This window comes from Bacteroides sp. QWL-09 (genome assembly GCF_058683585.1).
Genome location: NZ_CM178748.1, coordinates 476,696 through 500,668, shown reverse-complemented (window position 1 = coordinate 500,668; position 23,973 = coordinate 476,696). Strand labels below are relative to the sequence as shown.

Sequence of the window (23,973 nt, the reverse complement as noted above, 5' to 3'; positions counted from 1 at the left end):
CTGCTGCACAAACGTCAGCAGGTCAAAATAATAAAATTCAATCGTAAAATGTGAAATCAGACTTTTCCGTCATCTCATTTCTGATGCTTCTTATGATATCTCAACAGAGCTTCCAAATAGTAATAATCAGCATAAACCAAAGGAACATCGATCTCATTATTATGAGGAATACTCCCCACGCTATGCATCAAGATGAAATTACTATTCGATCCTTCTTTCGCTAAATAAGCCTCAGAAGAAAGACTCGTCAAAATCTTTTCGGCAGCTTTGTCGTATTTCTCTCCTCCGTCGACATAATCAGATAACTCTAAGAATGCAGCAGCTGCAATAGCAGCTGCAGAAGCATCGCGAGGAACCACCTTAAAGGCACATGGATCGTAATTCCAATCCGGCACATATCCCGGCTGACCCGCATTAAAGTCCCAGTACGGTACCCCGTCTTCTGGCAAATTCGGATGATTCAACCAAAAATCGGCCGTATGAATAGCCATATCAAGGAATTCTTTCTTATGAGTCTCACGATAAGCCATCGTATAACCATAGATCGCCCAAGCCTGACCACGAGCCCATGCAGAGTTATCGGAGAATCCTTGGCAAGTCGCTTGATGAAGCACCGCACCGGTTTCTTGATCGTAATCGACCACATGGTAATTGCTATAATCATCGCGGAACTGGTTCTTTGCAGTAGTCTCCGCATGCTTATTAGCAATATTCGCATAAATGGAATCTCCGGTGACTTTTGTCGCAAAATAAAGGAGTTCAAGATTCATCATGTTATCGATGATCACAGGATAGAACCACTCATCTTTCCCATTCCACGCTTTACGGTAATTCCAAGACTCGATACACCCTGTCTTCTCATTAAAACGAGTACATAACGAACGTGCCGACTCAACCAAGATCTCTTTATACTTTTCATTACCCGTCAGACGATAGGCATTTCCAAAACTACAATACATCAAAAAACCAATATCATGATGATTGGTCAACTTCTTCAAAGGCTCTAACGCTTCCGTCCACTTTATCGCCGCTTCTTTCCAAGAATCTTTTCTATCATAGTCATAGACATACCATAGACAACCCGGATAAAAACCTTCCGTCCAATCGTTCAATTTTGTGGCTTTCAACTTCCCATCTTTACCGATAGTACGAGGATATTCTGTTGGTTCGGGAACCGCCTTCAATTGTCTTGATAATTGTTGTTCGGCTCTTTCAAAACCGACACTCACTATGTCTTTCTTCCCAGTTCCAACACATGAACTAAACACGAACAAGCTTAAAGCTCCTAACAGCTTTATTTTCATTTTATTTACCTTTAATTATTATCTACTACCTAATTTCCACACACGCACATAATCGACATACGCTTCGCTCAACCATGAATCAGAAGGCTGATCAATGAAGTTGCCTTCATTACTGAATGTTGCTCCTGTGGAAAGCTGAATATACTCTTCCACTTTAGGTATCCATTTTCCATCAAATTCAGCTTTTAACACGCCGTCATAGTACACTTTTAACGAATTCTCATCCCAAAGCAATCCCCAGATATGATAATCGTCATGTAAGTTTACAGATTCGTATTCAATATGATTCTGCTGATGATCCTTTCCATAGCCATCAATATGAATGGTCGATGCTGCTTTATCGGCAACATATGCAGACTCAAAAATATCAACTTCAGCCCCATCATTACCGGTACCGTCGACTGCATTTACATTCGTATTTTGTAGCCAAAAAGCCGTATGAGTTGCTTTCTTAATATCGGCGATCTTCATTCTAGCCTCAATATATCCATATTTGAAAGCATACTTCTTATAAGAATAAACTGATGAGCAATACATGACATCACTACCAACCTTACGAACCTTAAGCACTAAATGATCATCCGATTCTAAAACTTGATCTTGTTTCCAATACCACTCCTTAATACCAAGAAGCGGACGAGGCGTACGGCTAGTTGTAGAATGGTTCACCGTCCATTTGTTAAAATCAATCTTTCCGTCATTGAACTCATCACTAAAGACCAATGTCCAATCCGTACCAACTTTGTCATTGGACGGAAGAGTACGAGTCGGTGTAGCCACATCAACCATCGGGGACAAACCGGGCTCATTGATCTCTTCAGATTCAGAACATGCAGTAAAAGCCCCAACACAAGTCCAAGCCCAAAGGAATATTCTTAATTTCTTTTTCATAAGTGTTATTACTTGAATAAAAGATATTAGAAGATCCATAACATCTTTATGACATAAAGATCCTCCAATATCTTTTTATGATTCTTTTAATCCCATCCCGGATTCTGAGTTAAATTACTATTCTTAAATAGCTCAGAATTAGATATTGGATAAAAATACAACTTATTGCTGATCGTGCGAGTTTCTAGAAGTTCTTTTTCATAATTAACTCCCGATTCAACACTCGTCACTTTCACTTTATAAATGTTCTTTGAATCATTCAATTCTTTCCAACGACGTAAATCCCAAAAGCGATGACCTTCAAACGCCAGTTCAACTCTTCGTTCGTTTTTCAAACGTTTCAAGAATTCGTCAGATGACAGCGCAGTTGTGAGAGCAGGAAGATTAACGCCCGATCGGCCACGAACCTGATTAACCGCTTCTAAAGCAGACATGCCACATTTATCGGTAGTCATTGTTATGTTTCCATGAGCATTCACCATCGCTTCAGCATAATCTAATAAAATCTCTGCATAACGGAATAAAACCCAGTTATGGTTCACCTTTGCTGTAGAAGTACCCGGTTCAAAACTAACGCTATTGTTGACATACTTACGCAGGTAATATCCCGTTTTAGTGGCATTCGTCAATGGTAGTCCATTACTTCCTCCCTCGAAGATTTCCACAGGAGCTGCTGCAGGCCATTTCATTCCATTATGAACAATCGTCAAGTAAAAACGAGGATCTCTATTCGCATAAGGATCATTCCTCATGGCCTCATTGGACCAATCGAATAATTCTCCGTTAGCCATCTCGAATGCACTAGCCAAGTTCTCTGTCGGACAAGTCGACGTTTTACCACCGGCTACTCCCATTGGGAAATTAGAGGCTTCGAACGTGTTGCTCGGACTTGTTGGACGTGCCCAGATCACTTCTTTACTCTTATTGTTCTGTGCACCAAACAAGTTGGCAAACTTACTATCCAAGCTATAACCTAAATTCGCTTGATCACCAATGATCTCATAAGCAGCTTCTGCTGCAGCCACCCATTTACTCTTATCGTTGTTCGGGTTGTACAATGGACTTGCCGCGTACAAGGCCGCACGAGCTTTTAAAGCTAAAGCCACTCCCTTAGTTACACGTCCGGTTTCTTTATCTTTTCCAAAGGTTGCATAACTAACCGGCAAAGATTTGGCCACTTCAGTACACTCCGAAATGATAAAGTCAAAGATCGCTTGAGAAGATACCGGTTCAACCTTATTGGCCTCTTCCATACTGATGCATGTCTTGATCAGGGGAATATTCTGGTAACGTTTCACTAGTTCGAAGTAGTAAAATGCACGTAAGAAGCGAACTTCATACTCATAGTTCGGATACTCTTTCATCCAATCGACATACTCATCAGAATACTTTGAATCCTCGAAAGTGAGCCCAAGCATATTATCAAGATAGAAATTCGCATCATGAATCGCTGCGTAATAATGAGAGAATTTATCATCGATCGTATTGTTTGGCGACCATGATCCATTCACAAATCGTTGGACGTCAGAAGTCTCATAAACATGAACAGCATCATCGGTTGCCGCATCCTGCATTGCTCCATCGATGCTCCCAAAATCTTGAGGCAGGTAACTGTATACATTTGTTGCAAACTGCTTTACACGTTCGTAACTGCCTTGAATCTCGTCCAATGAATAGTAATCCGACTCATTACAGTCCATAAAGTCACATCCTGCGAATATGAACAGAGACAGAAGTAGGGTAAAATATTTATTCTTAGATTTCATATTGTTCTATTTTTTAGAAAGATAAATTAAATCCAAACGCATATTGAGTCATTGTTGGATGCACAGCACCAACGGCCTCCGGATCGCGAATATCAATTTTGTCGAGGCAAAACAAGTCATGTCCGCGAGCAAAAACTTTCACTCCATCAATGACGCGAGTTTTCTTCAACAGCTTTTTCGGAAGATTGTAATAGAGTTCTAATGTTCTAAGTTTTAAGAAAGAGGCATCAGCAACCCACAACGAGTTATTATTATAATTATTATCCGATCCGGAATAAGTCAACCGGGGAAGAGTTCCGTTAGGATTCGACTCACTCCAACGATTCTCATAATAATAGGTCGAGATCGTGTTGTTTCCAACAATCGGACGATAGATACTTCTCGTATCGAGCATCTTACTATAGTTACCGACTCCTTGGAATAAAGCATAAAAACCTAATCCCTTATATTCTGCTCCCAAATCAAAAGAGTAATAAATCTCAGGACAAACAGAGTTGTATCCTAATGCGATTTGATCATAAGAGTCAATGCGGTTGTCTCCGTTTTGGTCTTTAAACATCAAGTCACCCGGACGAACTGTTCCCAAATACTGTTTAACTTCACGGTTATCGATCTCTTCTTGAGATTGATAGATCCCTACCACTTCATAACCAAACATCTGATTTAAAGAGCCACCAGTACGTTTCTGATAATCGTAAGGACGGTACTCTTCATTCTGATTGATGATCTTGTTACGTACAAATGAGAACTGAGATCCAATATGATAAGTAAAATCCGAGATCTGATCATCCCAGCTTAAGCTAGCTTCAACGCCTTTATTATCGATCACACCGGCATTGATGTTTGGTGCTTTCATACCTAAAACATCCGAGATGGCATTATCCCCATTAATGAGAATATCTGTACGATGATCATAAAACGCATCGAATGATAACGATAATTTCTTCCACGCTTTAAAATCAACCCCCACATTAAACTTATGCGATTTCTCGTAAGTCAGACCTTGCACACCTAGCTGACTGAACTTCATACCACTGATCGACGTTGGCGTATCTTTAAAGAAATAAGAGCCTCCTGAGCTGTAGATATCTTGGTACAAGTTCATACCATAATCAGCACGTCCAGAAATACCATACGATAGTCTCAACTTCAAGAAATCCAACCAGTCGTTTTTCAAGAAATCTTCTTCCGACAATAACCATCCGGCACCAACGGCAGGAAAGAGTCCCCAACGCTTACTAGGTTCCAAGACGCTAGACGCAGAACCTGATACAGACAAGTCGACCAGATAACGGTTATTATACGCATAGTGTGCTTGTCCCACGATATCCAGAAATGCACGTCCGGAATTTCTTCCTTTCGAGCTCGTCTTATCCATTGAATAAGCCAATGTCGTATTCAAACGATGCTTACCCGATTGTTGCAACAGATTCGCATAAGCGCCAAAGTTAAAATGAGTTGAAACATCACCTACACTTTTAGAGAAAGAGAGAGTACCTTCATTGCGAAGAGTTGAGAACTCTTTTTCACCTGTTTCAAGGTTCAATAAAGCAGACTCATATCCGAAGTTCTTAGTGTTACTGTCCCAATATGCAGCAGAGTTGTCTAAAGCAATGCTAAAGCCAGCTGATAACCCCGGCAATATAAACGATAAATCCTGTTTTAGATGCATATCGGCAAACAGAGCACGAGTTTGTGAGCGGGCATATCCTCTTGCAGAGATATTAGCAATCGGGTTATTCTCATATGAAGTCGTTCCACCCCATATTCCTCTTTCAGTTTGAATAGGGAAAGCTCCTGCAGGCACCTGATACAACGCAGTGAAAATATCATCAACGCCGGTACCCGGGCGATTATGTTCAGAAAAGTTACCCAACAAGTTCAATTGCACGGTAGTTGTAGGTGAAACAGTGATATCCAAGTTTGTACGAATGTTCAACTTAGAATATTTCAATTGAGTAGAATAACCGTCGTTATCATCTGTTGGTTTTAAGATACCGCGATTATCCAAGAAATTCAACATGGTATAGTAGCGTACAAATTTACCACCACCACGTGCCGAGAAGGTCACGTTATCACCATAGCTGCGTTCTCTCAGAGCCTCACCTACCCAATCGACATTCGGATAAAACCCCGGATAAGTCTGGTTCTTGAAAGCATCCAATTCAGATTCCGAATAACGCGGTAACGAACCGTCGTTTTTCAGCGCTTCATTCAATGCAGAAGCATAACCGTAACCGTCTACAAAATCGGGCAAACGATTGGGTGTAGCCATATTGAATTCATAAGAGACATTAATTTGAGGAGAAGTCAAAGAACCACGCTTAGTCTTTACCAGAATAACGCCATTAGCTCCGCGAATACCATAAATACTTGTTGCCACAGCATCTTTCAACACAGTAACCGATTCAATCTCTTCTGCACTCAATTCTCTAAGCGAGCGTTCAAACCCATCGACTAAGATCAGAGGATTCTTGGCACTCAAGGTTCCCATACCACGTATATACAAAGAAGCACCATCTTCCCAAGCTGCACCGGCATCTTGTAAAACCTGAAGACCCGGAATCATACCATAAAGTTGGTTCGTCGGGTTAATGCTATTCTTATGTGAAAGCTTATCACTAGAAACCACAGAAACAGCACCGGTCACCTCCTTAGAGTCATAAGTCACATTGCGACCAAAATCTACAACGCCGTCGTTCTTATGAGTTGCTAACGTGTCTACTTGCGCCATCAAATTCATCGAGCACAAGACACCTGCTAGTATTATATTAAATCTTTTATTCATACTTTTATTGATCTATGTTTTTCAGATATATTATTCCCAACCAGGGTTTTGCACCAACCCATAGCCTTTATTAACCTCATCCAATGGGAAAGCACTCAAATACCACTTTTCTGAAAATCCGCCCGGACTCCACCAAGAACGACTTTGTGCTCCACCAAGCAAAGGAAACTCCTCACAGATATAAGAACCATCATTCTTATTCTTATAGATATTCAATCCATGCAAAGGAGAGGTGAACTTCTCGCTTTTCTTCCAACGTATCAAATCAAAGAAGCGCACTTCCTCATATCCGAATTCACAAGCTCGCTCACGTAAAAGAGCTTCTCTAAACTCCTCTTGGCTCAAGCCTTTCTTCAAACCTTTCATACCTACACGTGCACGTACTTTATCGACATATTGATAAGCCAATTCATTAGGACCTTGGTTATATTCATTCAAAGCTTCAGCATAGCTCAAATAGATCTCGGCAATACGTAAGTGAGGCCATTGAATGATGTGTCCATTATACTCACCGGCACGGTCCAATCCCCATTTGCGGCAAGCTATACCTGTCAACAACGATTTTGCTGCAACTTGTCCCACTCCCCAGTCTCTTCCTTTAGGATAATTCGTTGGATCGTCCGTTTTGGTTTGTGTCACCTCTGCAGTACGTCCTTGGAAAATATCACCATCCAAAATGAACGTTTCATTCAAGCGAGGATCTCTATTCACAAAAGGATTTTTAGTATGTTCCGGATTATTCCAGTCGAAGTCTTCTCCATCGGCCGTTTGGAACATATCGAAATATTCCTTAGTCGGGCAAATCGCTCCCCAACGAAGAGATTGACTCGTGTATGGCTGCTGACTAGCCGTAAAGTAATCGCTTCTACGAACAGAAATCAACGTTTCAGTTGTTCCTCTATCGAAATAAGCCGCACGGAACGCATAACGATATTCACTAGGGTTAACATCTTCTTTTTCAACCAATTTATAGTATCCGTTGGTGTTGACAGCTTTAAAGAAAGCGTCACACGCATCAACCGCACTCTTCCAACGCTCACGGCTATAACCACCGAACCAAGTCATCAAATCGTTCGAAGCCGCACCATCAAAATACGGACGATCATTGTTAAACAGCGGACTCGCTACAAAAAGCAACAATCGAGCTTTCAGACCCATCGCACCGGCTTTAGTCATACGTCCATCCCAGTTGCCGATCTCCTCTTCGGAGATATGCCAAGGAAATTCCGGGCAAGCAATCGCTTCATCCAACAATCGGACAATAAAGTCGACCGTTTGTTGCAACGTTGCGCGTGGAGGCATGGCTTCTTCTGCTGGTGAAATAGCCTTGTCCACGATTGGCAGACCACCATAATGGCGCAACATGTGAGTATAATACACTGCAACCACTGCTTTAGCTTCTGCTTTCAAACGAAGTTTCTCCGATTCCTCCATATCAGGAACGCGATCAATATTGGCAACAGTCAACCAAGCATTACGAATGGCAGACCACATGTGAGTCTCATTTTCATTAAAACGAATCTTAGTCGCCATAAATCGTTGTCTTGGAGAGTTTTCTACTCCGGCATTATAACTACCGGCATAATACACCTTATTCACTCCCGAATATCCCAAATAATCTTGATTCAAATCAGTTAGACCTTCAATATTTCCTAACCACATGGTGTTCCAATATCCGTTTGTCACTTCTAGCCCCATAGGCAAATATTGATAACTATACCACAACACACGACGAGCATACTCAGATGTAGAAAAGATGGTATCAATGGTTACATCGGTACTAGGCGGCTTTTGCAGAAATTTATCTCCAAAAGCTAAATCTTCACATGCAATGGTCGAGACCAGAAGTCCCAACATCAATACAATAGTCTGAAAATGTTTCTTTATATTTTTCATAATCATTTCTCTTATTTAAGCCTTAAAATCCAACTTTTAATCCAACGTTAACGACTCTAACCAACGGATAAGTATTACCGCTCGGGTTACTTTCCGGATCACAGAATCCCAATGAATCGAATGTTAATAAGTTATATCCCGACAGAGACAAGCGCAAAGAGTTCAGATGCATCTTGCTTAGGATACTTTTAGGGAAAGAATATCCCAATTCGACATTCTTCAAACGAACATACGACGCATCACGCAACCACAAGTCCGAATCTTTATAGTTATTAGGTTTACTGTTCGTCAACGAGATTGCCGGTGCTTTGGCAGAGTTACCTTTTTCCGGTGTCCAAGCATCTTCTATCATATAGTTCAATAATGAGCGGTTATTGGTTTCACCAAACGGATAACGATAGAACTCATCGACCAAACGAGACGTCTTAAATGCGCCAGACCACGTCATGCTTACATCAAAACCTTTCCATGATAAGCCCATCGACACATTACCACTCAACAACGGATAGATAGGATTGCCAATAGCCGAAATATCATTATTATCGATTTTATGGTCACCATTCAAGTCCTTATATTTCACGTCGCCGGCTACCGGATTAAAACCAGAACCATGATCAGGGATACCTCCCTCTTGTCCTTTCAAAGACGCATAGTTAAGAGCCTCTTCTTCCGAGAAGAATCCATCGTATTTATATCCGAATTGTTGTCCCACAGGACGTCCGGTTTCTCTCATCCATTCGTAAGGTTGAGGAATCTCATCTTTAAACACCACCTCGTTCTTAGCATATCCCCAGTTCGTTCCAATGTGATATCTCACATTTTGAATTTGATCTTCCCAACGCACAGTCAACTCAAACCCTTTATTGTTTACCTTACCCATGTTCACGATCGGTAAGCTCACAGCAAGATAAGTCGGATTAAGTTGACGAGAGATTAGAATGTTCTTACGTTTCTCGACAAAGAAATCGAATGAAGTCTTCAAATGATCATCGAAGAAATGCATATCGATACCATAATTCTGTTTAGCTGCTGTTTCCCAAGTCACATTCGGGTTACCGATCTTAGACTCTTTCGATCCAGAGACAAGATTGTTCGAGCTCGATCCAAAGCCATATTGACCAAAGCTGATGATATATGAGTCGGGTAAGTACAAGAAGCGAGAACCGTCGGACACGATATCATTACCTACAATACCATAAGAAGCACGAAGTTTCATATAGTTAACATAAGGTTTCAGAGGCTTCATGAACGATTCTTCAGACACGATCCAACCGATAGATCCTGCAGGGAAAGTACCAAATCGTTTGCCTTGAGCAAAGTTTTCCGAACCGTTGTAACCAATGCTAAAGTCAACCAAGTAGCGTGTTTTATAGTCGTATGTTGCACGACCCACAAGTCCCACATAACTACGTGGAATGCCCGGATAGTTGCTCGAGTAATAGTACTTCATGCTTTGGTTGTACATAAACAAAGCCGACACATTATGTGAACCGAACTTTCTGTTATAGTTCAAAGCACCTTCCAAATACCAGTCGCGCGATTGTCCGTACGTCTCGTTGCTATATCCTAAGATTTGTTTCTCTTGATTTTTCTTAAGTAAGATCTCGCCATTATCTCCTACAAAGGCCTCATAGCGATCAGCGCGTCCTTCACGACGTTTTGAAATGCTAGCTCCACTGTTATAAGCTCCCTTAATGTGGGCTTTCAAACCTTTGGTTAGTAGATCGAGTTTTTGCTCCAAAGCAAAGTCAAAGTTCACGACGTTGTCATTGTCAGTATTAAACCCTTTTCCATAATAAGAGTTTAAAGCATCAGACACAATACCAAACTTACCAAATGTCTGGCTGTTGACCACAACCCATTTGCCGTTAACAATACCAGGACCGGCAAAAGGTGGAGTCCAATACACATCTCTAAACAGACCACTCACATTGGTTCCGGTACCGTTGTTGTAGTTCGGTTCCCGTCTATCCGTCAAGCGTCCACCTAAGTTGATCTTCATCGAAGTCGTAGAAGTCACATCAACATCCATATTCACACGATAGTTATAACGGTTGTATTTAAAACCGGTATCATATCCATGAGTATCGAATGTTTTAAAAAGACCATCTTGCGTAAACACACCTAATGAAGCAAAGTAACGTACTCGCTTCGATCCACCCGAGATATTAAAGTTATGCTGAGTTTGCAAAGCCGTCTTCTTCAACAACATCTCAATCCAATCGGTATCAGAATAGATCACCGGATTGCTATGCGTACGAAAAGCTTCCAACATCTCTGGAGTAAACGTCAGGTTCTCTTCCGATACGCCATCACGCAACTGAGCCTGATTGTAGGTCGTCGCGTAATCGTAACTGTTTGCAAAGTCAGGAATACGTGTTGGCAATTGAAGAGCCATACTCGTTGAGAACGAAACTTTAGCCTTACCCTCACGTCCGCGTTTAGTGGTCACCAATACCACCCCATTCGCACCACGCACACCAAACACAGCCGTTGCAGAAGCATCTTTCAACACCGTGATATCCTCAACTTCATTAGGGTCTAATTGGTAGAACGAACGTTCCACACCATCGACTAGCATTAAAGGTTTAGAGAGTCCCTCAGATAATGATCCCACACCACGAACATAAATCTTAGCATCGTCCGCACCTGGCTGACCGCTAGTTTGTACACTCGACAATCCCGGAACTTTGCCACTCAACGCATTGGCAATACTTCCTACCGGCGATTTCATGATTTCATCAGGTTTCACAGAAGATAATGCTCCGGTTACCGTAACCTTCTTGGTTGTACCATACGCAATAACCTGTACTTCTTCCAAAGCAGTCACATTCTCATTTAGTCGAATTTTCAATGTCGACTCTCCCTTGTAAACAATCTCTTTGTTCTCATAGCCAATAAAGGAAATCACGATAGTCGATCCAACCGGAACGGTCAAGGTAAACTCTCCTTCTAAGCTGGTCGAGACACCATTCTGGGTTCCTTTCACAAATACAGTAGCTCCGATAACCGGTCCCATACTATCTAGTACAACACCTTTCACTACCTTACCTTTAGTTTGCTGCGTAACAGCCGTTGACTCGGAAGGTCTATCGCTTCCAATAGCTTTGCCCGAATGCACAGCTAACAACGCCAACGCAAGTAACCAAATCTTGTTTCTCATAAAATAGATTTCGATTAATAATGATTATTTTTTAGTTCACTAGCCCCATACGAAAAAGATCGTATTGAAGCAATGCAAATAAAAGAGTAAGCATAGACTATTAGTTGCCTTATATATAGGATAAATAGGCATGAATTGTACTTCGGACAAAAAATGTCACATTTTGGACATAAATCATACAATTTTGTTTCGTTCATCTTACGACTCAGACGTCCGTAAACCATTCATTCTCATGCATTGAACGGAACTCGAAAGACACCTCCAGAACTCAGTTAAATCGAATAGAACTCTCTATAAAAACGAAAAGTGCCTATTGAAACAGGCTTAAAGTAGCTGTATATGGTAGTCGGAAATCCTTTTATCTTAGTCTTATATTAGTCTTATATTAGTCACGTCTTAATCTCGTCTTAGTCACGTCTCGTCCCCGCCTAATTCTAATTCTTAGTCTTAGTCTCACTAACTGTCTCACTAACTGTTTTTTTCAATTAGAGTCAACTCATCTTATCAATAAAAAAAGAAAGAGTCAACCTGAATTAAAAGTAAGTTTAATCAGAGTCAACCGACAGGATGAATAAGACAAAAAACGGTCAACCCAAATAGTTAACTGACACGAGGTACGGTCGTTGTGTCGCTGCACTACGGTTGTTGTGCTGACGAGATACGGTCGTTGCGCCACTGCAGTACGGTCGTTATAACGCTACAGTACGGTGCTCGTCGCCATGAGATACGGTGCTTATTTCCGTGAGATACGGTACTATCCGGCAGCATGTCGTTAATGAGAGAACGAACGTCTTCCTCACCATCCCCCCCAAAAAGTCAAACCTTCTTTGTTGCTTTCACAACAAAAGAGGTTTGTATCCTTTCGTCCGATAAGCTCGGGGCGTATCTTTCAACGTCACACTTCCTCAAGACTACCGTCTTTACCCGGTTCTTTCCTATAGTTCAACGGAGAGACTCCGTAGAAGGACTTAAAGCAACGACTAAAATAACGAGGAGAGGTAAAGCCTAGTTGGTAAGAGATCTCTGAAATGTTATACTGCGGTTCATCTTGCAATAACCGAAGAGCCTCTTCTAATTTCAACTTCAGGGTAAACTCATTAGGCGTTAGACCGACCACCTCTTTCAAGCGAGTAAACATCTTGCTTCGTCCCATATTGAGTTCTGTAGCCAACATGTTCATATCAAAATCGGCATTATCGAAGTTTTGCTTGATAATCTCCGTAGCCATATCCAAAAGCTTTTGATCCATAGCCGTTAGCCCGCCAATCTCTTGGGATATATTTTTCTCTTGTCGCACCGCTTTCTTCAGTAACATTTGTCGGTTATTCAAGAGGTTGCTACAACGTGCCAGCAACAGCTTCACATTAAACGGTTTGGTGATATAGTCATCCGCTCCAAACATATACCCCTCAATGGTATAATCTTCCGACGATTGAGCCGTCAGCAAGATCACCGGGATGTAAGCCAGCTCCAAGCAATTCTTAATCTTATAACACATCTCCTTTCCGGACATAACCGGCATCATAACATCACTCACCACGATATCGGGGTGTAGCTGACAAGCCATATCGAAACCGATCTGACCGTTTATCGCCTTATGAACCACGTACGTCGGCGAGAAGATGCTGACTAACATTTCCAGCACTTCCTCATCATCCTCCACCAATAGAATACTTGGTTTTCCACTCTTCTCTTCCTCCGACTCGTCATCACGGTCGGTCTCGAACTCTTGAGGTAATAACTCTTCAGACATCAGCATCCCTTTCCAATCCGGGTCTAATGCCGGAGCCAAGACTTTCTCATGTTCCAATTCCTGTGAAGAGAAATGAGCGTTTCCAATCAGCAAGTGGATTTTGAAGCAACTCCCCTCTCCCAATACACTCTCCAATTTGATCTCTCCTCGATGAGCTTCCACAATTCCCTTAGCAAAGGCGAGTCCGATGCCACTACCTAGAATGCCCTTTTGTGACGTGCCGTCCACTTGATAGAACCGTTCAAAGATCTTCGACAGCAGTTCCGGAGGAATGCCACAGCCGGTATCGGATACCGCGATTTCAACAGAACGCTGAAGACGTTTAATCGAAATCTTAATATGCCCTCCCTTAGAGGTGTATTTAAAAGCATTCGACAGCAAATTGAAAATCACCTTCTGCATCTGCACCGGATCGAACCAAAGCTCTACCTTATCGTCGGCACAATCGAAAGTATAAGTGATGTCTTTTATACGGGCATATTCTGTAAAGAGCTGATAGATATTTTTGATGAAGCTCACCCCATCGACACATTCCACCTTCAAGGTCATAAAGCCCTGCTCTTGTTTTCGGAAATCTAATAACTCAGTGATCAAAAAACGTAAGCTCATGGCATTCTTATAAACCCCTTGAAGACGTTTGCTCATGGCAGGATTTAATTTATCCAATTGGAGTAACATCTCAATCTGACCGATAATCAAGGTCAGCGGAGTACGAAACTCGTGTGAGATGTTAGTAAAGAAACGAAGCTTCATCTTATTGATCTCTTCTATCCGTTCCTTTTCGTCTTTTTCCTTAGCCAAGGATAAAGCCAACATTCTTCGGGCATTTTTTATTCTCCAGAATCCATAAAGTATGCCACCGGCTATGACAAAATAGGCCAGAAAAGCCCAGAACGTAGCAAACCATGGACGGTGTATCGTAATGTTCAGTTCAATTTCGGTGTAACTTCCGCCTTTAATCTCATTCTCCAATTCCCGAACCTTCAACACATAATCTCCGGGCGACAAGTTCGTATAATTGATACGAAACTGATCGGTTGATACCCATTCTTTGTCGAACCCCTCCAACTTATACTGGAATCGGACATTCCTCTCATGCTCCACATAGTTGGAACGAGCGAACTCGATCATCAGATTATTTTGATCGTACGACAGATCCAACTGATTGGTGAACGACAAGGATGACGTTAAGACGTCAGATTCATCTCCCGGCCGTACTTTAGCATTATTGATATATAGATTTGAGAAGTAAAGCTCGGCCGTCTTTTCCTGTTCCGCACAGAGATCTTTCTCTCTGAACGAAATCATTCCATCCACTCCTCCGACATAAATCAAGTCGTCTTGAGAGACCAAGATGCCACACCCCTCAGTAATTGCAGAGATGCCCCCTTTAAGTCCCAGTTCAATAGAATACATCGAGTGATTGAAAGGAGAATAGATCGAGATCCCCTTATCGCTTGTGATCAAGATGCTATTACTTGGCGTCTCGGCCATGTTATAGCAGAAGTCGCTTAACAAGTTATCTTTCTGAGCCGTATGATGCTTCCAAACTTCTGTTTTGTAGTTATAGGTAAAGACCCCATCTCCCAACGTGGAAATATAAATCATCCCGTCTTCCGCTTCGAGAATCTTCGTGATCCGCGCCTTACAATCCGTATATTGATCTAGGTTGATACGCTCGACCTGGTTCCAATGTCCCACCCTCATCCGATAAAGTTCCGATTCAGAGGCCAACCAGATATATCCTTCCCGATCAATACTGAACGTCAGAAACAGTCGCCCCTCATCGAGCCGTTCAAACTCATTCTTTTCGGGGCTCAACCGCCAAAGTCCATTACGTGCGGAAACATAAAGCCAACCGTCTGAAAACAAGACGTGATAAATAATCTGGTTAGGGCCTTTTCCCGTTCGCTGATACTCCGTCAGATAGTTATAAAACTGACCGCTTTTCCGGTCGTAACGACTCACACCTCCGGTATACGTACCGATATAGATCTGGTCGTGAGCCTCATCGTAAGTAATGCTTTTAGTATTATTATGTAAGATGGAATTCTTGTTCGAAGCAGTATAACGTGTAAAGACTCCCGTCTTTCTATTCATATGATCCACTCCACCGCCATCTGTACAGATCCAAAGATCATAATCCTTATCTTCAACCATCTGTCCGATGATCGGGAAGCTCAATCCGTTCCTATCGAACTTATTGTACGGATAGTAATTGAAGATGTCTCTCTCCTGATTAAAGTAGTTCACCCCACCATAGTAAGTTCCGACCCAGATTGTGCCTTGTCGATCCTTATAAAGAGAGAAAACCGATGGGTGTTCCAAAGATCCGGGATGCGAACTCGGACGATAGACCGAATACGTATCGGAATAAGGATTATAGACTTGTAAGCCATCGAAAGTCCCAAACCAGATGTTATGCTGATCATCTTCAATAAAATCACGGATCTGTTCGCTCACGACACGAGAGCCCGATTTCTCCTCCTTCTTCAGAACGCCATTTCGATCGATCCGATAGAGTCCTTTCATTCGAGAAGCAATCCAAAGTTCCTGCCGACTGCTAACAAATAAGCTAAAGATTTCAACATTGGGCAGGACACATCTCACCTTGTTTGATTCGAATAAGTACAATCCTTTGGCGGTTCCAATCCATATCCGGTCACCAACCTTCTCGATACACCAGATCGGCGGCGTATTCAATTTGCGAAGGAAGCGTAAAGAATCGGTCTGATCATCATATCTAAATAGAGAATCACGGATGGTACACCAGACGGCTCCGTTCACAGTAACCAAAGCGCCGACTTGCGAGGAAGAAATACCTTTAAGAATCTCTTTGCGAATATCGTATTTGATCAGCGCACCGTTATTGCACATGAAGATATTCCCATGTGAATCGCCAACGATATGGTTGACCGTCCCATTAATGATTTTCTTCTTCTCGGACTGATTATCGATAAAATCGTACGATTTATACTGATAGATTTGTTTTCCATCGTAGACATTAACCCCCTCATTCGTCCCAAACCACATCCGCCCTAAGGTATCCTGATATATGGCTAGAACAGACGAATTAGAAAGCCCGTCTTTCATTCCTAACTTCTTAAAATACTGTCCATAAGAATAAGTAGAGACCATTATAAAAATGATCAAAAAACAGTATTTAATTCGATTCATAGTCATGTGTATTAGAGATTTATGAGACGAAGATAAAAAAAGAGATCCGAATTCGGGCTATGTTTCACGAAAAAAATCAAATGCCGTTTTTCCCATCAACAAGCAGTTACAGCCCTTCAATCCATTTTGTGTCACTATCCATCCGAATTTGTGGCATTTATTGTACGATTCCATCTATCAGGAGATTTACCAATCAGAACCTCAAGAACACAACACTCTAATTATAAATAGATTAACACCTAAAGCCAAACTTTTTTTATTTTTTTTGAGGAATCCTTCAAATGATAAAGACCAATAAACATTTTATATCTTTGTCAAAAGAGAAAATTATCTATTTACTATCATCAACATCATGAAAAAACGACATTTAAAAACTATTCTCATTTTAGGTTTACTCCTCAACTTTTCTGCCATCCAAGCTCAAAAGAAACTCTTGCCCGCAGAACAAGAAGTCGAATTGAAATACGGTGCCAATCGATTAGGCAAACGACACGATGCCGCGATGGAGAAGTTTCGCGACAACCGTTTGGGTGCGTTCATTCACTGGGGACTTTATGCCATACCCGGTGGAGAGTGGAACAATAAAGTTTACCACGGTGCGGCAGAATGGCTAAAGTCATGGGCTAAAGTTCCGACAGACCAATGGCTGCAACTGATGGATCAATGGAATCCGCAAAAGTTCAATGCTAAAAAGTGGGCACAAGCAGCCAAAGAGATGGGGGTGAAATATGTAAAGATCACCACCAAACATCACGAAGGATTCTGCTTATGGCCGAGCAAGTACACCAAATACACCATTGCCAATACGCCTTATAAGAAAGATATCTTAGGAGAGCTCGTTAAAGCCTACAATGATGCAGGCATCGACGTACACTTCTATTTTTCAGTCCTCGACTGGAGTCATCCTGATTGGCGCTACAGCATCAAATCGGAAGAAGACAGCATCGCCTTTCAACGTTTTCTCACCTTTACCGACAATCAGCTGAAGGAACTCGCCACTAGATACCCAACGGTGAAGGACTTTTGGTTCGACGGTACTTGGGACGCTAGCATCAAAAAGAACGGATGGTGGACTGCACACGTTGAGCAAATGTTGAAAGAGCTCATCCCGGGAGTCACCATCAACAGTCGCCTACGTGCCGATGATTACGGAAAACGTCACTTCGATAGCAACGGTCACCTGATGGGAGATTATGAATCGGCTTACGAACGTCGCTTGCCCGATCCGGTCAAGGATCTACAAGTCACCAAATGGGACTGGGAAGCTTGCATGACCATCCCGGAAAACCAATGGGGATATCACAAAGACTGGTCGTTAAGCTATGTCAAAAACCCAACCGAGATCTTACAAAACATCGTTCATGCCGTATCGATGGGAGGTAATATGGTTGTCAACTTCGGTCCGCAAGCCGATGGAGATTTCCGTCCGGAAGAGAAGAACGTGATCAAGACCATTGGTCGATGGATGGATAAATATGGTGAGTGTATCTATGGCTGCGATTATGCGGGACTGTCCAAACAAGATTGGGGGTATTACACTCGTAAGCAAGATCAAGTATACATGGTTGTCTTTAACCCACCCTATTCAAAGCAACTCAGAGTGCAGCTTCCTAAAGGTCATCAGATTCTCGAAGCAACACTTCTCAACGGAGAAAAGGTTCAGGTTACCGAAACCACACGAAACGAGTATAACATCGGCATGCCGAAAGAGGGGGCGCAAGAGCCGTTTGTCATCCGATTAAAACTAAAAGTAGCTGAAGCATCGAACAGCAAATACCGCGAAGCTCTCACTTAAAACCGCGGTTTGTCTAAAGCTACAACAAAGATAAAGCTACACTTAAAAAACAAGGCTACACTAAAGAAATAAGGCTATCTCAATCTTCTGTATTGAGATAGCCTTTATGATAAGCGAACCATCCGATAGCGGGTTCTATTTCTTCTCTTGAATCATTTTATGAATTTGATTACCGGCCAACAAGAATGCTCCAACGCCATAAACTTCGGTCATGTCGCGAGTCACCTTCTTAGGATCGGCCCCAATAGGTTGCACGTAACCAAGTTTCCCGTTGGTCTCAACCGCGTTCACTAACGCCTCCCAACCTTTCTGTATGATCGGAGTCATCGCTTCTTTATCGAGCAATCCCTCGTTAACCCCATACGCCAAGGCATAGACAATAAAACCGGTGGCACTCGTTTCAGGTGAAAGATAAGAGTCCGGATCGAGCAAGCTAGCGTGCCAATAACCATCTTTTCCTTGTAAGGTTGCCACTCTATTGGCCAACGTCACAAACAGATCTTGGTAGAACTGACGATGCATGTTATTCTTTGGAAGTGTTTGAAGGATCTCGCAAAGTCCCCCGAGTACCCAGCCATTTCCACGTCCCCAGAACACCTTCTTACCATTGGCTTCTTTCTTATTAAAATACCGATGATCGCGATAGAACAACTGTTCGTCCTTATCGAACAAGAAGTCGTAAGTCGCCTTATACTCACTATTGAGGAATTCGATATACTTCCAATCGCCAGTCAGCATATACATCTTCGCATAAACGGGAGGAGCCATAAACAGAGCATCACACCACGACCAACGTTCCAATGTAGCCATATTTCTATAATCGAGATACAACGAACTGGCAGAACGGTGATTAATGACAAACTCCGTACGGGCTAAGGTAGGCAGTAACATGTTCCGGTCGCCATATTTCTGATACAAATCAAGGAAGACCTGTCCGACAGCCACAAAATCGGCATGATACATATATTTGCCCATTTGCCAGCCATTGCGTCGGCCGATCGACACCAGCCATTTATAATAAGAGCTGTCCCCATCTTCTTTCTCAGTCAGCTCAGCCCAATCCAACATTCCCATATACAATGCAGCATGAGTCCAACTCAGATCATCATGTTCAGCCCCCTTTGCTGGATTGGCGATTTGCCAATCGGCAACGCGTTTCATAACCGATTTCACTTCCTTCTCACTGAAAATATTGCCGCCAAACAGAACCGTATTGGCAACGACCAATACGACCAAACCTACAAAGATTCTTTTTTTCATAATTTAATAAATAGTTAACAGACCTCGAGTCAAAATTGAATATACAAAGAAAAGAATAATACCCATATTAAAAAAGCCATTTCCCCGCAAGTGCCTCTCTTCCGGTCACTTCGGACAATAAATGCCTATCTTTATACAATATGTACGGCTCTTATTTTGACTTTTGGTTTATCTTTGTGTCTAAACAAACAAAACGACTGAAATGAAAAACATCCTTTACACCGTTCTTGTCCAATGGCTGATACTATCCAGCCTGATTCCTCTTAGGACGCAAGCACAAACCACTGCCCCAAGCAACAACTTCGAGATCTTAATGAGTAAGATCAGAAGCGACTTCTCGAAGAACCCTTCTATCGAAAAAGATCTTGAGAAATACAACAAAGACGACGGTTCTTTCACCGATGTCGATTATGCGAGTATCGCCAGAACCAAATGGCCTCCGATGACTCACATCGAACGTCTAAGTGATTTTGCCTTCGCCTATACCAATCCTCAAAACAAACATTACCAAGACACAGCATTGTTTCATAAGATAGAGAAAGGTCTGGAATTTTGGCACAACCGCAATCCCTGGTGTCACAACTGGTGGTACAACCAGATTGCGGAGCCGCAATGTCTGAGCCTGCTATTGATCCAAATGCGTACCGGCAGCCAACAACTTCCGTCGGAACTAGAAGGCAAACTTCTGGAACGCATCAAAACTGATGGAGGAAATCCGGCAAAATGGACAGGCGCCAATCGCACCGATATCGCCTTACACTGGATCTATCGTTCCTGCCTCAGCCAGAATCAGACTGACCTGGAGATTGCTCTAAAGAACGCTTATAGTCCTCTGGCCTACACAACCAAAGAAGGCTTCCAGCACGACAACAGCTACTTTCAACACGGAGTACAGTTGTATATCGGAGGTTACGGAGACGAGATCCTAAAAGGGATCACCCAAATAGCGATGTACACCAAAGGCACCCCATATGCCATCCCCGAAGATCAGTTAGCCATTCTCAGCAAGTTCATGCGTGAGACCTACTATGCGACCATACGAGGCCAACACATGATGTTCGATGTGCTTGGACGCGGCGTCAGTCGCCCCGGAGTGACTCAGAAAAAACACACCGCACTCTTCGCCCAACGCATGATTGAGTTAGACCCGACACATGCCGATGAGTATAAAGCCATCATCAAACGTCTGAAAAAAGAAGAACCGGCAAGTTACGCCATCACTCCAAGACACACTCATTTCTTCCGCGGCGATTACACCCTACACACTCGTCCCCAATACATGGTCGACGTCCGTACCGTCTCTACTCGCACCATGAGATGTGAATATGGCAATGGAGAAAACCTGAAGACCTATTTCATGTCCGATGGTTGTACCAATATCACAGTCGACGGTTCTGAATATGCCAATATCTTTCCGGCATGGAACTGGACACGCATCCCCGGAACAACAGCTCCACAGTTGAAAAAGGTTCCCATGGCTAAGAGCGATTGGCAAACCCGTGGCACATCCACCTTTGCCGGGGGCGTTTCCGACACTCTTTACGGCGTATCTGCCTATTCGTATCTAGATCAATATGCCAACATCAATACCGGAGCACAAAAAGCATGGTTCTTCTTCGACGACGAGATCGTCTGTCTTGGAGCCGGAATCCGCTCAACATCGGAAGCACCGATCAATACGACGATCAACCAATGTCTGCTATCCGATGAGAAAGTAACGATTGCTTCCAACCGGAAAGTATCAGAGATCGCCAACGGTAGCTCTGAGTATACCGCTCCAAGCTGGATCCTTCACCGCCAAGTCGGCTATGTCTTCCCAAAAGGAGGTTCCGTCTTTGTCAACATACAGAAGCAAGAAGGTAGCTGGTACGATATCAATCAGACAGCTTCAAAAGATCTTAAGCAAGCCGAGGTTTTCACGGTGGGTTTTGACCACGGACTACAGCCAACCGACAGTAGCTATGCCTACATCCTTTTACCCGGAAAGAAGACAGTCAAAGAGATGAAAGCCTACGAGAAGAAAAAGGATATCGATATCTTGATGAATACCTCGAAGATGCAAGTTGTTCACCACAAGAAACTCAATATCTGGCAATTGGTATTCTACACGGCAGGCGAGTTTAAAAACAAGGAAGTGAGCGTCAAAGTCGACAAGGGTTGTATCTTGATGATTAGAGACCTCGACAAACACACCGCCATCGTACACGTTGCCGATCCCGAGCAAAAAGAGACCATCATCAAACTAGAGATTGGACTGCCGAAAAAATCGGCCAACACCCAAACAATCGATTGTGACTTCCAACATAGCGGAGTCTATGCCGGAGCCTCCCAATCGCACAAGCTTCAGTTTTAGATAAAAGAACAAAAAGATGGTTCATGCTTCAGAACCAAACTTTAACAATCTCCTAAAAAGCATTCCGGTGAAAAGGCCAACAGCCCTTCCACCGGAATACTTTTTTCTTTCATTTTACCAAATGTTACCATTCGTCTATTCTCCCCGAATGAGATCTTTCAACTTAATCGCCTGGAACGTCATGTGCGCCACACTACTCTCATACAAGATCCCCACAGTCTCCCGATCAATCATTGTCAGGCAAGAATACCCCCATCCCTCACGTTCATCCAAAAGCAACTGATGATCAGTCGGCCAAGTGACTCCACCGTCAAGACTCGCTTTGATGGTAATCCGATGACGCTTCTTAGGATCGTTCGGGTTGGAAAACAACAATAGCTCCTTCCCTAAGACATTATCTTTAGCCTTCACATGAATCAAGCTAGCCATACAAATCGGTTCCTGCAAAGCACCACGCGAAGAAACATGCTCCTTCCACGTCCTACCTAGATCGGTCGTCGTACATACCGCACGACTCCCCCCTCTATTATCACGCATATTCAACATCAACACCCTAGGCTCCACCTCAGCCACCTGCGCTTCAGTGGTATTACTTCGAGCCATCGAGCTGATCTGCCAAGTCTGTCCATGATCCCGACTATAGATAATGCCCGCATTAGGCATCCGATCCGCCCCAATATACTGACAAGCAAAAACCAACGTTCCGTCGTGCATAGAAATGCCACGCCCCGGTCCCTGCAACAACAGATACCAAGAAGGATCTTTCACCTGCTCAGTAATATTCATCGGATCCGACCACGTCCGGCCATCATCCTCACTCTTCACCACCAACAGCTGAGCCGTATGATAACGATCCATACCCGGGAAAGAGTTCCACCAGGCAGCTCCATTTCCCGCACCATGCAGCCAAATCGCCATGATCCAGATCGTTCCCGTTTTCTCGTCCACCAAGATGGCCGGATCGCCCACACCATTCTGCGCTTTAGGCAACCCACCATATTGCCCCATCGACATCGGCACACGCATCTTCTCCCAACTCTTTCCCCCATCCATGCTGCGACTCAGTCCGATCTCAACATACTCCTGCAAATCCTTACTCGAGTTATAGCGCACATCATAAGTGGCCAACAACGTTCCTTTCTTGGTAGTCACCAACCCCGGAATGCGAAACGACTCCGCCCCATCATCCCCGGCATGACGCACACCTACTCCCACATAATGACGCCCATGATTCAGAGTGTTTAGCGTAGCCTCTTGTCCGTCGATACGAGCATGAACCACCTCCGCCTCAATCTGAGTCAGCATCGGAGTCGACGGTTTCATTCGCAAACTGATCCAGAAGAAATTCGTACCCGGGAACAACATCTGATCGGCCTTCAGCACCACCTCACGACCTTTTACCCGCTGTTCCGCCTTCAAGATCGAATACGAAGCATTAGCCGCAAACGTATCGCCCGGCTTCATACTCGAAATATAGTTTATCGGTGTAAAAAGATTCCGACTCTTACGATCGGGAGCTTCCGTTCCCGAATAGAACAACTTCACCGATTGAATATCTTTAAGACGCACGCCATCGGCAAACCGCAAGGTAACGTCGTTCAACACCTGCCCCTGTTGAGCCTCAATCCGAAGATCCATCCACTCATTGTCCACCCGCTCAATAAGAATAGGAATAGACGTTTCCCGAACCATCACTGTCCGATCTTGTGCTCCCAGTTCGCCTAAGGAAAAGAAAAGAAAAATGGCAAGAAAAAAAGTTTTCATCATAGCGTATAGTGTTACAGTGTAAATCACTACAAAAATATTAAAAAACCATCATCTGTTTCT

11 protein-coding genes are annotated in these 23,973 nt (G+C 43.1%); 2 read left to right on the top strand and 9 right to left on the bottom strand.

Annotated elements, in window-relative coordinates:
- Positions 1-74: 74 nt before the first annotated feature.
- The 7 genes from AC4PG5_RS02005 to AC4PG5_RS01975 form a co-directional block, all read right to left on the bottom strand.
- Complete coding sequence (locus tag AC4PG5_RS02005; protein WP_492029790.1) at positions 75-1,304, bottom strand: glycoside hydrolase family 88 protein; 1,230 nt, start codon at positions 1,302-1,304, stop codon at positions 75-77.
- Positions 1,305-1,322: 18 nt separating this feature from the next.
- Positions 1,323-2,195, bottom strand: coding sequence for a glycoside hydrolase family 16 protein (locus tag AC4PG5_RS02000; protein WP_492029789.1), 873 nt, complete (start codon positions 2,193-2,195; stop codon positions 1,323-1,325).
- Positions 2,196-2,281: 86 nt separating this feature from the next.
- Positions 2,282-3,961, bottom strand: coding sequence for a RagB/SusD family nutrient uptake outer membrane protein (locus AC4PG5_RS01995; RefSeq protein ID WP_492029788.1), 1,680 nt, complete (start codon positions 3,959-3,961; stop codon positions 2,282-2,284).
- A gap of 13 nt (positions 3,962-3,974) precedes the next feature.
- On the bottom strand, positions 3,975-6,749 hold the full coding sequence (locus tag AC4PG5_RS01990; protein WP_492029787.1) for a SusC/RagA family TonB-linked outer membrane protein: 2,775 nt from the start codon (positions 6,747-6,749) through the stop codon (positions 3,975-3,977).
- A 30-nt stretch (positions 6,750-6,779) separates the two neighbouring features.
- On the bottom strand, positions 6,780-8,645 hold the full coding sequence (locus tag AC4PG5_RS01985; protein WP_492029786.1) for a RagB/SusD family nutrient uptake outer membrane protein: 1,866 nt from the start codon (positions 8,643-8,645) through the stop codon (positions 6,780-6,782).
- Positions 8,646-8,667: 22 nt separating this feature from the next.
- Positions 8,668-11,808 carry a SusC/RagA family TonB-linked outer membrane protein gene (locus tag AC4PG5_RS01980; protein WP_492029785.1) on the bottom strand — a complete coding sequence of 1,047 codons (3,141 nt, stop codon included), beginning with the start codon at positions 11,806-11,808 and terminating at the stop codon, positions 8,668-8,670.
- Positions 11,809-12,703: 895 nt separating this feature from the next.
- A complete protein-coding gene (locus AC4PG5_RS01975) occupies positions 12,704-16,738 on the bottom strand; it encodes a hybrid sensor histidine kinase/response regulator transcription factor (RefSeq protein WP_492029784.1) in 4,035 nt (1,344 codons plus the stop codon).
- Between the two features lie 352 nt (positions 16,739-17,090).
- Here AC4PG5_RS01975 and AC4PG5_RS01970 point away from each other — a divergent pair, with 352 nt between their 5' ends.
- Complete coding sequence (locus tag AC4PG5_RS01970; RefSeq protein WP_492029783.1) at positions 17,091-18,533, top strand: alpha-L-fucosidase; 1,443 nt, start codon at positions 17,091-17,093, stop codon at positions 18,531-18,533.
- A 135-nt stretch (positions 18,534-18,668) separates the two neighbouring features.
- Here the strand turns inward: AC4PG5_RS01970 and AC4PG5_RS01965 are convergent, their stop codons facing one another.
- Positions 18,669-19,793 (bottom strand): glycoside hydrolase family 88/105 protein, encoded by a 1,125-nt coding sequence (locus AC4PG5_RS01965; RefSeq protein ID WP_492029782.1) that lies wholly within the window; start codon positions 19,791-19,793, stop codon positions 18,669-18,671.
- A gap of 202 nt (positions 19,794-19,995) precedes the next feature.
- Here AC4PG5_RS01965 and AC4PG5_RS01960 point away from each other — a divergent pair, with 202 nt between their 5' ends.
- Complete coding sequence (locus AC4PG5_RS01960) at positions 19,996-22,146, top strand: polysaccharide lyase 8 family protein (RefSeq protein WP_492029781.1); 2,151 nt, start codon at positions 19,996-19,998, stop codon at positions 22,144-22,146.
- Between the two features lie 135 nt (positions 22,147-22,281).
- On the opposite strand, the gene AC4PG5_RS01955 is transcribed toward AC4PG5_RS01960, so the two are convergent.
- Entirely contained in the window at positions 22,282-23,910 is a 1,629-nt protein-coding gene (locus AC4PG5_RS01955; RefSeq protein WP_492030665.1) for a BNR-repeat neuraminidase N-terminal domain-containing protein, read from the bottom strand.
- Between the last annotated feature and the right edge of the window lie 63 nt (positions 23,911-23,973).

Coding starts and splice junctions, on each gene's coding strand:
- AC4PG5_RS02005 (WP_492029790.1), bottom strand. CDS start 1,304: ATGAAAATAAAGCTGTTAGGAGCTTTAAGCTTGTTCGTGTTTAGTTCA.
- AC4PG5_RS02000 (WP_492029789.1), bottom strand. CDS start 2,195: ATGAAAAAGAAATTAAGAATATTCCTTTGGGCTTGGACTTGTGTTGGG.
- AC4PG5_RS01995 (WP_492029788.1), bottom strand. CDS start 3,961: ATGAAATCTAAGAATAAATATTTTACCCTACTTCTGTCTCTGTTCATA.
- AC4PG5_RS01990 (WP_492029787.1), bottom strand. CDS start 6,749: ATGAATAAAAGATTTAATATAATACTAGCAGGTGTCTTGTGCTCGATG.
- AC4PG5_RS01985 (WP_492029786.1), bottom strand. CDS start 8,645: ATGAAAAATATAAAGAAACATTTTCAGACTATTGTATTGATGTTGGGA.
- AC4PG5_RS01980 (WP_492029785.1), bottom strand. CDS start 11,808: ATGAGAAACAAGATTTGGTTACTTGCGTTGGCGTTGTTAGCTGTGCAT.
- AC4PG5_RS01975 (WP_492029784.1), bottom strand. CDS start 16,738: ATGAATCGAATTAAATACTGTTTTTTGATCATTTTTATAATGGTCTCT.
- AC4PG5_RS01970 (WP_492029783.1), top strand. CDS start 17,091: ATGAAAAAACGACATTTAAAAACTATTCTCATTTTAGGTTTACTCCTC.
- AC4PG5_RS01965 (WP_492029782.1), bottom strand. CDS start 19,793: ATGAAAAAAAGAATCTTTGTAGGTTTGGTCGTATTGGTCGTTGCCAAT.
- AC4PG5_RS01960 (WP_492029781.1), top strand. CDS start 19,996: ATGAAAAACATCCTTTACACCGTTCTTGTCCAATGGCTGATACTATCC.
- AC4PG5_RS01955 (WP_492030665.1), bottom strand. CDS start 23,910: ATGAAAACTTTTTTTCTTGCCATTTTTCTTTTCTTTTCCTTAGGCGAA.